Annotated in this window: 10 protein-coding genes; 6 read left to right on the forward strand and 4 right to left on the reverse strand. The window is 63.2% G+C overall.

The window, feature by feature from the left end; translation table 11 throughout:
* Positions 1-23: 23 nt before the first annotated feature.
* On the reverse strand, positions 24-2,720 hold the full coding sequence (locus EV643_RS36760; protein ID WP_133804827.1) for a hypothetical protein: 2,697 nt from the start codon (positions 2,718-2,720) through the stop codon (positions 24-26).
* A 357-nt stretch (positions 2,721-3,077) separates the two neighbouring features.
* Between EV643_RS36760 and EV643_RS36765 the strand changes: the two genes are divergently transcribed.
* Positions 3,078-3,896 (forward strand): DUF5131 family protein, encoded by an 819-nt coding sequence (locus EV643_RS36765; RefSeq protein ID WP_238166065.1) that lies wholly within the window; start codon positions 3,078-3,080, stop codon positions 3,894-3,896.
* Here EV643_RS36765 and EV643_RS36770 read toward each other — a convergent pair whose 3' ends face one another.
* Positions 3,897-5,018: a three-Cys-motif partner protein TcmP gene (locus EV643_RS36770; RefSeq protein WP_133804829.1), complete on the reverse strand. Its 1,122-nt coding sequence runs from the start codon at positions 5,016-5,018 to the stop codon at positions 3,897-3,899.
* A 580-nt stretch (positions 5,019-5,598) separates the two neighbouring features.
* Here EV643_RS36770 and EV643_RS36775 point away from each other — a divergent pair.
* Positions 5,599-5,877 (forward strand): hypothetical protein, encoded by a 279-nt coding sequence (locus EV643_RS36775; protein ID WP_133804830.1) that lies wholly within the window; start codon positions 5,599-5,601, stop codon positions 5,875-5,877.
* A 594-nt stretch (positions 5,878-6,471) separates the two neighbouring features.
* Here the strand turns inward: EV643_RS36775 and EV643_RS36780 are convergent.
* On the reverse strand, positions 6,472-7,095 hold the full coding sequence (locus EV643_RS36780; protein ID WP_133804831.1) for a hypothetical protein: 624 nt from the start codon (positions 7,093-7,095) through the stop codon (positions 6,472-6,474).
* 177 nt (positions 7,096-7,272) lie between these two features.
* On the opposite strand from EV643_RS36780, the gene EV643_RS36785 reads away from it, so the two are divergent.
* From EV643_RS36785 to EV643_RS36800, 4 genes are all read left to right on the forward strand, one after another.
* The gene (locus EV643_RS36785) at positions 7,273-8,211 is read left to right on the forward strand and encodes a protein NO VEIN domain-containing protein (protein ID WP_166665717.1); all 939 of its coding nucleotides are present in this window, start codon (positions 7,273-7,275) and stop codon (positions 8,209-8,211) included.
* A gap of 193 nt (positions 8,212-8,404) precedes the next feature.
* The gene (locus tag EV643_RS36790; RefSeq protein WP_133804833.1) at positions 8,405-8,830 is read left to right on the forward strand and encodes a hypothetical protein; all 426 of its coding nucleotides are present in this window, start codon (positions 8,405-8,407) and stop codon (positions 8,828-8,830) included.
* Between the two features lie 492 nt (positions 8,831-9,322).
* Entirely contained in the window at positions 9,323-9,745 is a 423-nt protein-coding gene (locus EV643_RS36795; protein ID WP_133804834.1) for a hypothetical protein, read from the forward strand.
* A 425-nt stretch (positions 9,746-10,170) separates the two neighbouring features.
* Entirely contained in the window at positions 10,171-10,422 is a 252-nt protein-coding gene (locus tag EV643_RS36800) for a hypothetical protein (protein ID WP_133804835.1), read from the forward strand.
* A gap of 1,363 nt (positions 10,423-11,785) precedes the next feature.
* On the opposite strand, the gene EV643_RS36805 is transcribed toward EV643_RS36800, so the two are convergent.
* The gene (locus EV643_RS36805) at positions 11,786-14,116 is read right to left on the reverse strand and encodes a fibronectin type III domain-containing protein (protein ID WP_133804836.1); all 2,331 of its coding nucleotides are present in this window, start codon (positions 14,114-14,116) and stop codon (positions 11,786-11,788) included.
* Between the last annotated feature and the right edge of the window lie 792 nt (positions 14,117-14,908).

Below are 14,908 nucleotides of genomic sequence, written 5' to 3' on the forward strand. Positions count from 1 at the left end.
GTCTGCCGCTGCCAGGCTCGCACTCAGGCGTCGTGGTACTGGTCCGTGAGTGTCGCAGTTCCGAGGCCGGTCACAAGTCGCAGTCGTGGGGTTCGATCGGGGGCGAAGGTTGAGTCCACCGTGGCTGCCTTGAGTGCGTCTGCCACGGCCGAGATGCTGGACGGCTGCCAGTCTGGTTGGGTGGTGGCAAGGAGAACCTCGTCAGCGCGAAGTACCGCGGCCCAATGGACCCGCTTACGGGCGGCGTCGGTGCGTTGCGCCCTGCTGGCGAGGGAATTGCTGGTTTTGACCTCGGCCGTGATCAACTTTCCGTCCACGTGCGCGATGAGATCAACTTCAGCGAGCGAGGTGCGTGTCCCGGCTTTGAGAAGGTTGAGTTCAGCGCAGTCGCTGTAGGCACGAGCCTGGGTAGCGAGATGGTGAGCGAGCCAGAGGGGTGCGTGGCCGTTGTCCTTCACGAAGCCACGAGCGACCTGGTGAAGGTCGTAGAACCATGTCGGTTCATCGACGGGTTGCCGCCACGCGCCTAGAGTCAGATCCGTGAGCGCACCGCATCTAGCGCAGTTGTTGCGTTGCCCTAGATCTTGGATGGGAACGAAGTTGGGCTGTTCGCAGGTGGCGCAGACGAGAAGGAGTCCGCGCCGGATGATTCCCCGTCGGACGAAGCTGTCGATGCGGGTGCGGGCGACGAGGCTTCGGTCTGCTGGCGGCTCATGACCGGCGGCGGGCGTCGTGGTCGACTCGGGAGCAAGGACGCTGCGGAGGCCTTTGAAATTCAGAAAGCCGCCGACGCCGCGGATCAACACTCCCTCGGCATCGGGGTACGCCTGGTTCGTGCCTGGAGCGGTTCTATTGAATAGCTCGGTGAGTTCGACGAAGTCGCGGGCGAAGTCCTTGACTAGGTCCGGGCGACCTCCCCACATCTGCTCCAGGAGCCTGGCGCGCCGGCCCGCGTCAGACCAGCCGATGTCGTAACCGGCCTGCGCAGCCATGGCTCGGCACCAGGCGAGGAGTGTCAGGAATCGAATTCTTGGGCGGGCAAGCTGTTGTTCGAGGTTGGAGCCCGCCGGCACAAAGTCCCATCTCCGGTTCTCGAAGCTCACGCCTCGGTTGCCGGAGCGGATCCATGTTTCGTACTGCTCGTCGGGGGTGGCAGCGAGGACATGGCCATCTAGGCCACGCCCACGAGGCATTTCTGTTCCAGAGAGGCGGATATCGACGTGCCATGCCAAGCCGTCATTTGCTGCCAGCCGAGGTTCCGATGGGCGCAGTACCGGAGGAGTCGTTGCGAGGACTACAGCCTCCTCGTCGCGGAGCACTGGGAGAGCTATCCGGGTGGCGAAGTCGTCGGCTGCAGCGAGCATGATCTTGCCGCGAGCTCCGAAGTCGACTGGGACCTCGATCAGAGGTGTTCTCGGTGGCCGCGACCGGTGGTGGACTGGCGTTTGCGCTTCTTTTGGTTCGGCCTTACCGTCGGTTGGCTGCGGCGCATCCGTCAGATTGTCGGCCTCATCTGAGGGGTTAGATACCTCCAGGGAGAGCGACACATGCGATTGGGGTGCCAGCAGCTGGACGATCTTCTCGACGTCCTTGACCGACTTCGAAGCAGAGGTGAAGACGACCTGCCCGACACCGCGTACACGCCAGCCGATATGTTGCAGTCCTCGCCGTGCGGTAGCGCCTACTTCCCCAGCCGCATCGGGCGACCAGTCCGAGTGCATCCAGAGGCTGTTGCCCCACACTCGGTCGCAGATGAGGGCGAGCGCAAAATCCTCGGCCGTATCGCCAACGACGAGCGTGGTGCGACGGCCATGAAGCGCTTCCCCGACCGCTGCGAGGCCGGTCGTCGTCTTGGACCAGGCTGCTGGGAGGGTTGTTGTGTCGACACCAAGTTTCAAGCCGTCGTGATGATGTGCGAGCAAGGAAGGCGGCCTGGCCTTGAGGTCTGCTGTCGTCCGATCGAACCGACCGTAGAACCAGGAGGCTAGCTCCTGTGCCTGATCCGGCGCTGGACCGCTGGCACTTCCTGGTGGTGACGGTCGCCGTGCGGCTCCGACGATAGCGGCGGTCATCGCGCCCCAATGCCCCGTGAGCGAGTCGGGCGCTGCCAGACACATGTCATCGCCTATGCCGAAGGATTCGACACGGGTCAGATTGGCATCACGCAGGAACCGCATGGACTCGTCCGGTTCCTCCCATGGACCGTCCCATCGTGGCAAGGTTGGCCCGGCAACGGCGCTTGGCTGCTCCGTGACTGCCGGTTGAATATTGCGACGCCGATACACCTCACACACTGCGGCCACGGCATCACGAGCCCCGTCGGTTGCCCAGTCTGCGGCGTCCTCGTCTGTCATGGAGGCGAGCAAGTCGGCACGCCGCTCCGGGGAAACGGGGATGCCGGCGCCGTCGACGATCTGCGGCATGGCATTTGGCTTGCCAGCGAGTAGTTCATGCCACGTCACTCGGTGCGCCACGACGTAGTCAGGGTCGTAGGCGGCGACTGCCTGCAGGAGGTTCACCGACACCTTGCCGTCCTGGTGGGGGACAAGCACGAACCCCGCGCCGCCCCAGATCTGGTTCGCCTCCCACAACGCGGCCTGGGCAAAGAAGATCCAGTGTTGAGTATCCGCTGGAAAGACAATTGCCACCCGCGGAGCACGGAGCCCGAAGAAGGCTTCTGCGTAGCCGGGCACGGCGCCGTCCGGGTCGTCTAGCGTCACATCCCGAACCTACGGGATGGGTCGCCTGCTATCCCGAGCTACCCCAGACATGGAGCATCGGTCGGTCGCCAGCTTTTGGCAGTGGCGTCCAGCAGAGTGGTGTACGGCAGGCCCGGATGGGCGTGGCGTAGACGCTTGAAGGCGGTCATCGCGTGATCCTTTGGAAGACCTCTCACAGTGCTTCTGAAGGAGAACTCACGCGATGACCGCGAACACCAGTATCGACCCTGCCCGGGCCCGGATGGACATGGACGCAGCAAACGCGGTGGTGAGGGGACCGGAGGTCTCAGGCACACTACTTCTGGGCTCGACCCTGTCCGTCGAGACGGGTCAAGCCCAGCTGGCGCCCATCCGAAGATGACTGCTGGTGTGACCTCTTGCGCCCGTCCTCCGTTCTGTAAGGTGAGGTCAGGAGGACCGTTGAGCGATCGATCGAGTATCGAATGGACAGAGGCGACGTGGAACCCGTCGACCGGATGTGATCGGATCTCGCCCGGTTGCGACAACTGCTATGCGCTGACGTTGGCAAAGCGCCTGAAGGCCATGGGGTCAGCGAAGTATCAGACCGACGGGGATCCTCGCACGAGTGGGCCGGGCTTCGGACTTGCGATCCATCCCGACTCGCTCGATGTGCCACGACACTGGAGACAGCCGCGCGTCGTGTTCGTGAACTCGATGTCGGATCTGTTTCACGCAAGGGTGCCCCTGGATTTCGTGCAGCAGGTGGTCCAGACGATGCGGGACACTCCGCAGCACACGTACCAGCTGTTGACGAAGCGGGCGCGGCGTCTCCGGCTGCTGTCGAGTCGGATCGAGTGGCCGAACAACGCCTGGGTTGGCACGTCAGTCGAGTCGGCGGATGAGCTTCATCGCATTGATGACCTTCGGCAGGTCGAGGCGGCGGTGCGATTCTTGTCGCTGGAGCCGCTGCTTGGCCCGTTGCCCGATTTGGACCTGACAGGTATCGGTTGGGTCATCGTCGGCGGAGAGTCCGGGCCCCGTGCGCGGCCGATGGACGTCGGTTGGGTTCGTGAGATCCGCGACCAGGCGATTGCGCAACGCGTGCCGTTCTTCTTCAAGCAGTGGGGTGGTCGGACCCCGAAGGCTGGTGGACGCGACCTCGACGGTCGAACCTGGGACGGCATGCCCGAGCGATCCGGTCGCATAGCAGTCTGATCAAGCGCCCTTGAGAAGCCGGACGGTGCTGGCCTTAGTGATCCGGCCAGACGGCTCGATCACGACCTGCCCTTCGCCGTGGAGGTGCTGTACGGCGCCTTTCGCGTGCATGGCTCGCCAACGAGCTGTCTCGAGGAGCAGCCACTTTCCGAGTTCCTCGAGCGTAGTGAGTGGCTTATCCGTCAGATGTTGGCGTACGAGCTCGAGTAGCTCGGGATCGACCATCCCTTCTGAACTGAAGAGATCCAACTGGCCAATCGGTACCGCACCCCTAACCCGTGGATCGAGAAAACGCATGCCGTCGGAGCCATCTACTTTCCACATTGCGTCCTTGATCGCCTCAACTCCACTCTCGTGGTTCGTGCCGAACACCAGGTTGAGCGGCTGGCCCGTTCTTGGCACGACCATGAACTGAAGTTGATGGGCGAAGCCCGCTCGACGCAATGCGGCGCGGTAGGTCGCAAGCCAGTTGCGCCAGCGCTCGTCAGTGTCTTGGCTCGGATCGGACGGGCTCCAGAACTCGCGCCCACCGAAAACATCGTCCAATTGGTCCGGGTCTTCGCCCTCGCGCCGGCTGAACCAGTTGGGCCCGAAGGTGACGATCACCTCGCTGGATTGGTTGCGGGCGATGCTGGTGATCACAGGAGAGAGCGGGATGTTGACGTTTCCCCAGCTGTCGAAGACGGCCAGGATCGGGTGCAACCATGCGCCGAACTCGCTGAGCAACGGAATGGTTAGCCGCGCAGCGTCGCCGTGCCGCACGATAACCGTGACTGGCAGGGCGTCGAGATCTCCGAACCGCGCCACTAGCTCTGCAGAGAGGTGCTCGAAGCGTGCCCGGTCATTCTCGGTGAATATCAGCCGAACACGGTCACGGCGTAGCTGCATTCGTTCGACTGCGGTGTGGTGAAGTAGGCGGTCGAGCACGAAGATGGGAGAGCCTTCTTCTCCGCCGAGATAGCGTCCTGGTCCGGCGAAGGCGTCGAGGTAGGTGACTCGTGGTCGGAGGTAGCCGCGTTGCGTGGGCTGCAGCATGATCGGCCACCAAGCGTCTAGATAACGCTTGTAGAGCTGATGCTTGGCCGCGGTCGCCGGTTGGAGTTCCCAAAGCACGTCGGACATGCCGCAGCCTCCCTTGTGCGCTCGTGAATATCCAATCACGCTACGTCATCAGCGGTAGATTCGCGCGGCTTATCGTTGTGTCGGCACCTCGGCACCTCGGCACCTGACACGCAGGGAGAGGCGCCCGGTCACGGCAGCGTCTGCAGTTCCTCGACCTCCGTACGGGCCTCGTGTAGTGCAATGACAGCACGTTGAATGAGATCTTCCAGGCTCTCTCCCCACTGGCTCCCAGACCCAAGTCTGGGTCTCGCCGGTGTCCGCGTCGCTGGAAGTCATAGGAACTCCGCTCGTCAGTCGAAGCGCGGGCCGTTCCCGTCTGTCGAGGAAGTGCCTTGAGTCTGCGTCCATTTTCGACTTACACCTGGCACAGAGGTTGGACGGCAGCCTGCCGTCGCTGCGGGAGCTGAAGCTCATGCCGTGACCGCTGATGCCGCACTTGGTCCGCGCCTCCGTCGCATGTTGTCCTCGACGTGAACGACATCGCTGGTCGACTTCCAAACAAAACCGGTCATGACTAAGCTCTCAGCGCTGTGCACTTTCGACTAGCGTGTAGGTGAATCCCCAGGTGCAGACTAATCGCATGGGATCTTTCAAGGACGTGTGGGATCGCGTTGAGCGGTGTGCCGGCCAGACCTTCACGACCGCAACTGGTCTGGAGTTTACTTACCGCGTCCCAGGCAACTACCTGCGTGTCACCCGAGACGGTCGGGAGATCAACCGCTCTCTCTCGCGAACCAACTTTGAGAAGGCAACGTCGGCCATGCCCGCCGAGAAGCCGAGTGACCTCAAGGATCGGCAAGGCTCTGCCTATACGTGGGCGATCCTCATGGACTCGCGCATACGTCGCGACGACTGGTAGCTCCTCCAAGGTTGCGAGACAACTGCAACTCCCACCCCAAGGCAGGTCGACCATCGGGCGGCGGCACGACGGGCAAGCCCCGCCAACGTGCCGGAGGTGGCGTACCTGCCCAGGATACGGCTGGGATGGCGGTCGAGGTGGTCGCAGGCTCGACCGAAGCGGCATGGTTCGCAATAAGGGCTGGCGGGCAGATGGCCGCTTCCGCGCGAGGTCTCGCATTGGAGGTCTTGATGGATTCGCCCGACAGGGGACTTGCTCGTCTATCGATGTTCCTCACTGCGCACGCTGTGAGCGGGAGTCGGAGACAGAGACCAATCCCGTGGCGTAGAGATCGGTGGCTATCATGGTGTACGGCGCGGCCCGATCTCGAGCGCTCAGCGCGTCTGCTCCCCGCTCAACCACAGCCCCGCGGAGTCCTCACCGTCACGCCGCGCAGATGCTCGGGCTGGATGCGGTCGAAGTCGCTTCTCCTGAGGTCCACGCCACAGCGCGATCCCAGCGGGAGCCGAAAATTCACATCGAGCACGGGTCCTGGCACCGGGCGCGCCTGGAGGCCGCTCAGCGCGTCATTCGACCGCATTTGGACGACGCTGATTACTTCGACTCGAGCGGTCCGATCAGGTAGGCATCGACGCTAACACTCAAGCCCCATTGGCATCCGCCGTCGATCTGGAACCGCCGCCACGGTGCATCAAACTGGACGAGATCGGCCTCCCACATCTGTCGAGCTCGTGAGCCAACCAACGCAGCGTCGCCGTCCTCGCTTGCAAGCGCGGCTCGGATACCGCTGCTGTACTTCACCACATTTCTTCGCAGGTGCGGTGCGATCGAACCGTCAACGTGCGTGATTAGCGCTAGAAGGAGGGCCGCGCCGCTGGGAACCAGCGCCACCATCTTCAACCCATCGCTCGCCAGCTTCGCCAGGAACTTCGTTCGGGATTTCGCACTTAGCACATCGAATGCGTACATGGCCTTGGCCTCAACCTGGACCAGCGGTTCGTCACCGCGCAATAGCGCGATATCGGCGCGACGCCACTCACGCGAGACCACGTAGGGCGCGCCTAAGGCAGTCTGAAGCCTCCAGGCGAGACGATCACGGATGGGCAGTTCCGCCTTGCTCGTGAGCGCCAGATATGCCAACTCGTTCTGCTCGTAGGCTTCAGACAGCGACGAGAGCGCGCTCTCGAGCGCCCAAGTAATGTCGTGGTCATCGCTCATGGACGCTCCTGAGGAGGGGTTTCACTCTGTGACGCTGGTCAGCGTAGTCAAGCCGCCGCTCACGGCGTCACCTCGAGCGTCACGTGCGTCATTTCGCCGCCTCTGCCCGGTTTGGCTCTCACACTCTCCCGGCGCGGTTAGCGCCCGGCGAGCCCCGCGGTGTGGATGATCGGACACATGCGCTATGTCCTTCTGACTTGGAATCCCGGGCCACACAACGAAGAGCAGTACACGCCCGAGCAGTGGCTCGAGGAGATGGTCATCCCGCTCCGTTCTGGTGACCAACCGGAAGGCGATCGCTGGAGTATCGGCACGAACTGGCATGTGATCGGAGAAGCCGATCCAGTGTGCATGTTGCGCCAAGGCGTCCACGGACGCGGGATTGTTGCCATGGGCGTAATCACCAGGGGCCCGTTCACCGCCGCACACTGGAATACAGCGAAGGACGGGGACGCGCACTATGTAAACGTCGCTTGGCACCGAGCGATGGACCTGAACCAGATGATCACTCTTGACGAGCTAGAGCAGGCGGTCCCCGGGTTCGCCTGGAACAAGGTTTACAGCTCGGGGCGGATCATTGAAGGTGAGCCAGCGGATCAACTCGCTGCCCTGTTGGGGCAGGCACCTCCTGGGAAGCAGCCGAGGAAGAAGGGTCCCGGCCCTCAGTACGGGTCGGCGGAACACAATCGCCTTGTGGAACTTGAGGCGATGGCAATTGTCACGGGTGGCTATGAGGACGAGGGGTGGACGGTCAGCGATGTCTCCAAACAGAACCTTGGATGGGACCTGGAGGTGCGGAGAGGTAGGTCCGTCAATTGTGTCGAAGTGAAGGGCGCGACGGGACCTCTTCCGGAATTCTTCTTAACGCCCAACGAGCACCGAGCGGCCGCCGAGAAGAGCAACTGGGTCGCCGTGGTCATCACAGACATCTTCACTGGCGAGCCAGGTTGGCACGAGCTTTCGGGTGCCGATGTGGTCGCTGCCGCTGTGCCGACTCAGTTCAGAGTGACGAGCTGCTCGAGCGTCATTTCGGCCGCGAGCGACTACGCGGGTGCAAGCCGCGCGGGGGCCGATACGCTGCGGAGCACTCGGTGGCGGCCGCGACATGACACGTGAGCGGTGCGCGACACACGTGGCCGCAGATGCAAGGGGGAGCACATGTACACGACCAGGCAGACGTTGTTGACGTGGATGGCGTCCTCGAGCGGGGTCGGCTTGGAACGCAACTGACTCACGGCGAACCTCGAGCGCGGCCGAGCCGGAGGCGATTGGCAGATAGCGTCAACAAGGAGGGGCCGAGGAGGTACAAATGAAGTACACCCACCTCAACAACGACCAGGTCCACCAAGTGGGGATCTACATCGCGGCAACGGAGGCCGTCCTGCAGGGACACAGTGTGGAGGTCGTTCCAGAGGAGCGTCGATATCGACTGCGGGTAGACGGAAAGCTAGTCCAGGTCTTCACGAGACGGGCAGGCGACTGGCAACCGAACGCGATGCAACCGGTTGCTGACGACACCGAGGGCGTGATTTTCCTTGACCTGGCTGCTGACGAGCCGGAGTTCTATGTCGCGGCAGGCGACTGGTTGCGCGACGACGTCGCAAAACACTACGGACATTACCTAGCGGCCCACGGAGGTACGCGGCGTGATAATCCCGAGAGTCGCCACCACAAGGTGACGACCAGGCGCGTTGCCCAGTGGCGAGATCGATGGGACGTACTGGGAAGCGGGTAGGCGTCCTATGCGTTTCGCGGGCCGGCCAAGGGCGTGGTGTGCCGCGCCAACGGGCGCCAGGTCTAAGGTGGCCGGATTTTGGCTCTCCGCTGCGCACATGGACCGCCGGTCGTGACACCCTCACCACGGGCGCCGACTCGTCCTTCGGCGCCCTAGTGTCAGTCGCGTCCTGTAGATGTTTAGGCGCGTGTCCGTTAGCGGCAAGAGGACCTCATTTTGAACCAAGACTCGACAGACGGCACCGCGGCTGGCACTGCAGGTGTCTTGGCGGTTATGCGGAAGCGGCCCCAGTGGCCCCAAGCCGTCGAGCGCCTTCGGAACCTCGCTGCTTCGCGTGGGGACGGACCCCATCGGGCCGCTGAAGCGTACGGCGAGGTGTATCGCGGACGCCGCGGGGCGATGGTCTTCGATGTGGTCGTCTCCCGGCAGCGGAAGTACCAAAGCGTCGTCTTGCCTCGCGTCGAGAAGTGGGCCGCGGCAGGTGACCCCTCCTTGGCGAGGCTGGCGCAGAGCGAGGTGCGGGCCGAGCAGTTCGGGCTGCAGCGCACCGAGCCGGTAACACTTCAGACGGTGGCCGCCAACCTCCTCGCCTTCTGTCGTGACCAGGGGCTTTCGGAGGACGAAGGCTGCCGAGCATGGGCCGACGGGGTTCAGGATCTCGAGCACGCTCCGAAGTTGGACCCGATCGTTGGTGGAGTGTCGGGGATCGGTCCGGCACTATTCGCCTACATGCGTATGCGATGTGGATCCGACGCGTTGAAGCCGGACCTACGGGTCGCCGGCACACTCCGCAAGCTGGGCTTCGACGTGCCCGGCGATGAACATTCCATCCTGGTTGTGGCGCGGGCGGCGGCGGCCGAGCTTGGCGTCAGTCTGCTCGTCCTCGATCAACTGCTGTGGGGCCGCGACGGGTGATTCTCACTGGCCAGTCACACATGTAGCGCACCCCTGCCCTAAGTCCGACAGCCTCCTGGCGACCCTGCGCGAATCCTCCGGTGCGTCAGCCGGCAGCTCCACTCCGCAGCTTCGGCGCGGGCAGTCGCGCTTCTTTTCGCGGCTTGAAGCCGCTGCGCGGCTTGGTGCAGGCATCTCGGTTGCTGAGTTTGCCTCTAACAGATCAAGGGCGCGCCTTCGGCGCGCGGCCCCGGATAGCCCCGTCCCCCCGGCCGCCCGATCGTACGGCCACCACGACCCATATCAGAGCGCCTACGGCGTCCCTACGGGAGCGGCAAGCCGACTCTTGACATGCGCCGCGCTGGCCTGGGTTTGGCAGCTATCGGGGGACGGGCCAGGAATGGCGTTCGACCATTACACGCTGACGGCGCGAGATGATCCCGGTCATGTTGACTGAACAGCAGCAGCGCGACTGGTTCCTCCGCGAGATCACCGAGGAGATCAAGCGGTACCCCGAGCAAGCCGAGGAGAGCGACTACCAGGCAGGGTTCGTCAAGGGCGTCATCGACGCCTACGTGCGGGCAGCCCACCACTTCGACCTCATCGACGGCGACATGCTCGGCGACTATATGGCCAACGAGCTTGGCGAGGTACCCCACGAGTTCGAGAACCTGCTCCCGCGCGCCGACGAGTCCTAGGCGGCAGCCCCGGCGTGTGCCCTCCACATGCCCTAAGTGGTGGTCATGGGCGGGCACTGACGGGTCGAGCGGGGGTCGGTTTCAGGCGCGGAAGCCCGTCCTACACAGGCGACGGGCCGCGCTTCCAAACCGGCTACGTGCTAACGGCCCCGCTAACTGCGGGTCTGGATCGGACCGGATGCCGGTGGACGATCGAGCCGGATCGAGCGGCCGACAAGGTGTGCGACAGACCCTGGACGATCGGAACTCGACGACGGGATCAGGAGGCCGGCGCCCGGCCGCACCCTAGCGGTGGTCGAGATGCGTAGCATGACTCGTGGCACGAAACGACTGATACGCATGGGGAATCTCGCGCTCGCTGGGGCCGGCCGTGTTGCTAGAAACGCTGGTAGAGAGCAGATGCGAAGATGTAGTTCTTCCTCGTAATGAGAACGTCGGCAGTCGCATTGCTGGGCTTACCGGGCAAACCCAGCAAAGTTGATCCGCCAGCAGGTGCGCGACACATGTCCGCCAACTGATTCGCGACCGGCTGGAAGCCTGGCGACCCAGGGGCACCGGCCAACGCACGCACATGCCGATGAGAGGATGCGTCCTACCGGCCAGATAGAACTCGACCAGGGTCGACCTTTGCGCGCCGTCCGGGTACCGTGCCGAACGCCTCAGCAACATCCGCACCGACGGCGTCGGGTGCACCGCCTAGGCGGCACCATCGTCTGGCCACCAAGGCCGGACCGCTACCTCCCCGGCAGCAGCAACTCCGAAACGAGAGCGAGCGAAACCCACGGCAAGCGAGTCCTGCCCCATATGCGGCGAAGAAGCCGACGCCGACGAAATCGACCCGCACGGCCACTTCTCCGGCGACAACGACGGCGGCGACGACAGCGAGGACATCGTTCACCTGCTCATCCTCGGGTCGCGAAGGGACAGGACCGCCTGCGGTGAGGACCCCGACGACAGTAGCGACGGGGCAAGCACGGACGAAGGTAGCGTGACCTGCCCCGAGTGCCGCGCCGTCATGTGACACTTCGTAGCCGTTGCCGCCGAGAGGTCTGCCGAGAGTGACCGCGATGTTCGGTGCCGATTGGCTGTGCTCGGCCGCCTCCTGGATCTCGCGGCTCCGTAGGGCATCTCGGCAGCTTTCCTCTTGGTGTAGAGCATTGCGAGTGTGGAGGCGACGAGGCGGAAGACTGACACGGCGAACGCCGCAACAACCATGTCGGCAACGTACTGCACCGGACACCCGGCGGAGAGGGGTCGACCGACCGATTGTGGCGGGTGATGTCTCGCTGAGCTAAGGCTCCACGTCACCGATCAAACGGAACAAACGATAGGTGCGAGTCCGGCGCCGAGTCCGGGTCCGGATTCAGTCAGGGAGCACAACCCTCAACACCGCCGAGGCCGTAGCCACACCTCCCTGCCCGTCGGGTGCCGTCAGCGTGATCGTATGCGCTCCTTCTGAGAGGCCATCTGCGATCAGCTCGAATCCGCGACCGAGCACTCCGTCGACGTTCGAGCTCCACACCACGTCTTCCGGCGCTCCCAGCCCATAGTCCGACGAGAAGGCGCCGCCGCGAAGGAGCGCCTGGCCAGTCGAAGTGGTCTCGGATGTGGATTTGGGCGAGAGGATGGTGGCGCTCCGAGGCTCCGATGGGACGGAGAACGGCTTAGTCTGCGCGACGTGTGTTCGGATGCCCGATGACGCCACGACCTGCAGCAGGCATTGTTCGCCGCCGGGCAGCTGACGCTGCCGTAGCACGCACTCTGACTTGCTCGAATTGACAGCCACGACTCGCCAGGTCCGCCCAGCGTCACGGCTGTAGCGGACGAGATAGGTCACAGCGCGTTCCGGATGGTGCCCTTCCCATTTGAGAGTCAGCCGCTGTTCCGAGGAGCGGAGTCCAGAAGCGGGCAATTTCACGGTAGGCGCTAGCGCCTCGATGTCGTGGAGGTGGAGCACCTCCTTGTTGCGCAGGAACCGGATCGCTGTAGCCTCATCAACCCACGGGATCGCCTCATGGAAATCGATATGGGGGCCGTCGGGATCGACGTGCGATCCGCGCGCGCGGCATCGGTGGAAGCCCAGCACCTGCCCCTTGCCGTCGAGGAGCTCGCAAGACACATCCGACGTGGACGTGTGGTCAGGCGGTTGGGCTCGGGCGGGGAGGTGGAAGCTAGGGTGCACTTCCACACTCCCGTCGCGGTTGACGCGGAATGAGAGGAAGAGTGTCTCCTGCGACGGATCGCCTGACGGGCTGAAGCGCCCATCGGCCAACCCGGCGAATGATGCATCGCTGAACCGCTCGACGATCTCGTTGCGGAGGCCCACGTAGGTGTGTGGCGAAACCCATCTGTCACTTCCGTAGCTCATGAAATCGTGCGATGTATTGGGGTCGTATACCTCCGAGGTCACGACGTCGAACCCATACTCGCCGATGCTGCCCAACGGGTAGTCGCCGTACTGAGGAAACGGGGGCTCCTCCTGCTCCCATCCAGGGGCATAGGGCGCGTGCTTGCGGTCCAATGCGTGGCCCATCTCCTGCGCCAGCGTTGCCCCGCGACCGTCTTGCGCAGCGGCTATGTTCTTGTTCCCGCACCCCCCGACGCACATCCGCGCGTCGGACGGAATCAGAGCTACGCGGATAGCCGGCCTGTCGCTGCTGTCATCCAAGTCTTTGAGGATCACCATCAGTCCTCCCGGGCCCTCAAAGCCCGGCCCACACCCGCCACCACAAGTACTCAGGTTCTTGTCGAAGTCGATCTCGATGCAGTCCTCGAACTCGAGTCGACCAATCGGGAACGTCTTCAAGACGTACTCAAGTGTGTCCGCGAAGTCGAAGCCGGTCGGTGCGGGAAGGTTCTGCCCGCCCCCCGTGTAATGGACGAGCACGGCCTGAACGCGGAAGGTCGGAACGGGCTCAAATCGTCCGTGCACCTTGAGTGAGAATGCGGCGGGTGCGGCCGCAGTCGTTGTCGCAGATCCGGGCAGCCATGTATCGCGTTCCGACGGACGTGGGGCATAGATTGCGCCAAGAACGTCGTCGATGACCACCGGACCTTGCTCGAATACGGTCACAGTGAACCGGAGCAGCCCCTGGCAATCACTCGCGGCCACCCGGAAGTTGAGGGTGTGGTTGGGGTCGCCGCGGTCGATCGAAGCGGAGGACCTCGCTGCGATCGGTCCGTTGATCGGTTTCAGTGTCGCCACTCGGGTGACCGATCCGTTCGTTCGGATTCGGTCTACGATGACACTCCCGGAAATGTGGATCGGGAGATGCTGGGGCCCCTGCTGCTGGACTCGTTTGCAGTCGACGTACACCCGAAGGATCAACGTGCGTTGCGCGATCAGGGGCACGCTGTTGTCCGGCGCGTAGCCGCTGCCCTGGCCGTTGATGGAGAAGAACTGAATCCCCTGAGTCTTTTCGACCCCCACGATGGTGATGTCGGAGAGGCACAGGACCAGCTCCTGCCTAAGCCTGGCGAGCGTGTTTCGGTCCTGGTACAGCTGCTGTTGGATGTGCGCAATCTGTGATGGCGAGAGGTCCGGCTCGGAATCCAGGATCCGCTGAAGCACCTCGACATGGCGCTCGAGATCGGCGATTCGATCCGCAATCTGTCCGCAATCTTCCCGAGACCCTTCCGGTAAGTAGGTCGGGATTCCGGCAGCGATGAGGGATTCTTCCTCTATCCTTTGCACGATGACACCCCCAATTCCACCGGGCGTGAGTGTGTTGAGTCTAGTGCTCCGACGAGCGGTTCGAAAGGCTTGTGAACCCCGTGACGCGATACGACGGCCATGTCATCCTCCAAGGCGTGAACTTAGGCCAGTGAGAGGCTCCCACCATAGAATGGAGGGTGGCCATTTTACGGACATCGCTGTGCAGTGCGCGGTATATTGAAATCTTCGTCTCATCTGCCGCGACTCCCATGGTCTAGTGAACTGAATTTTGTAGTTAACTCGAGTTTGGAGTCGTTCTTGAACCGGTTCGCGGGCCCTGAGTCTCGTCGGTCGGTGCCTCGTTGGTGACGTGGGGTTATTGCGCCTCCTCACCTGATGGGACTCATCGGTGTGGAGCAGTCGATTACCACTGAGTTGGCAGAGAGCGCCTCGGGCGCCCGTTGCGTCCTTCCACTGATGTTTCAGGGAGTTGGACTCTTGTGCACAGTTGCGGGAACCACGTCGCGAGCAGCGATGTCAGCGAGTCGATCTGAACAACGGTGCGATACATCAGTTCCCTCCAGATCGTTCGATGCCTTGCACCTGCTCCTGGAGCCAGGCTCTTGCCGAGTCGTCGCTCTCCACCATCTCTGATGCCAGCGGGCCGCACCAGAAGCGCCTTATGCAGGTGCACCTCATAGCCGTCCTCAAGCAACCGCACGCATTCGTCAGCGGTCAGGGCCCCGGCATAGTCGTGTTTCAGCAGGTCAGGAGCAGGTTGAGGATGGTTTCGGGGTCTCGGGCGTGATGTCGTAGGCGTTGGGCGATGTT

Origin of the sequence: Kribbella caucasensis (genome assembly GCF_004361855.1) — a bacterium.
Classification (GTDB): Bacteria; Actinomycetota; Actinomycetes; order Propionibacteriales; family Kribbellaceae; genus Kribbella; species Kribbella caucasensis.

Coding starts and splice junctions, on each gene's coding strand:
- EV643_RS36790 (WP_133804833.1), top strand. CDS start 8,405: ATGAAGTACACCCACCTCAACAACGACCAGGTCCACCAAGTGGGGATC.
- EV643_RS36785 (WP_166665717.1), top strand. CDS start 7,273: ATGCGCTATGTCCTTCTGACTTGGAATCCCGGGCCACACAACGAAGAG.
- EV643_RS36800 (WP_133804835.1), top strand. CDS start 10,171: ATGTTGACTGAACAGCAGCAGCGCGACTGGTTCCTCCGCGAGATCACC.
- EV643_RS36775 (WP_133804830.1), top strand. CDS start 5,599: ATGGGATCTTTCAAGGACGTGTGGGATCGCGTTGAGCGGTGTGCCGGC.
- EV643_RS36780 (WP_133804831.1), bottom strand. CDS start 7,095: ATGAGCGATGACCACGACATTACTTGGGCGCTCGAGAGCGCGCTCTCG.
- EV643_RS36765 (WP_238166065.1), top strand. CDS start 3,078: ATGACTGCTGGTGTGACCTCTTGCGCCCGTCCTCCGTTCTGTAAGGTG.
- EV643_RS36770 (WP_133804829.1), bottom strand. CDS start 5,018: ATGTCCGACGTGCTTTGGGAACTCCAACCGGCGACCGCGGCCAAGCAT.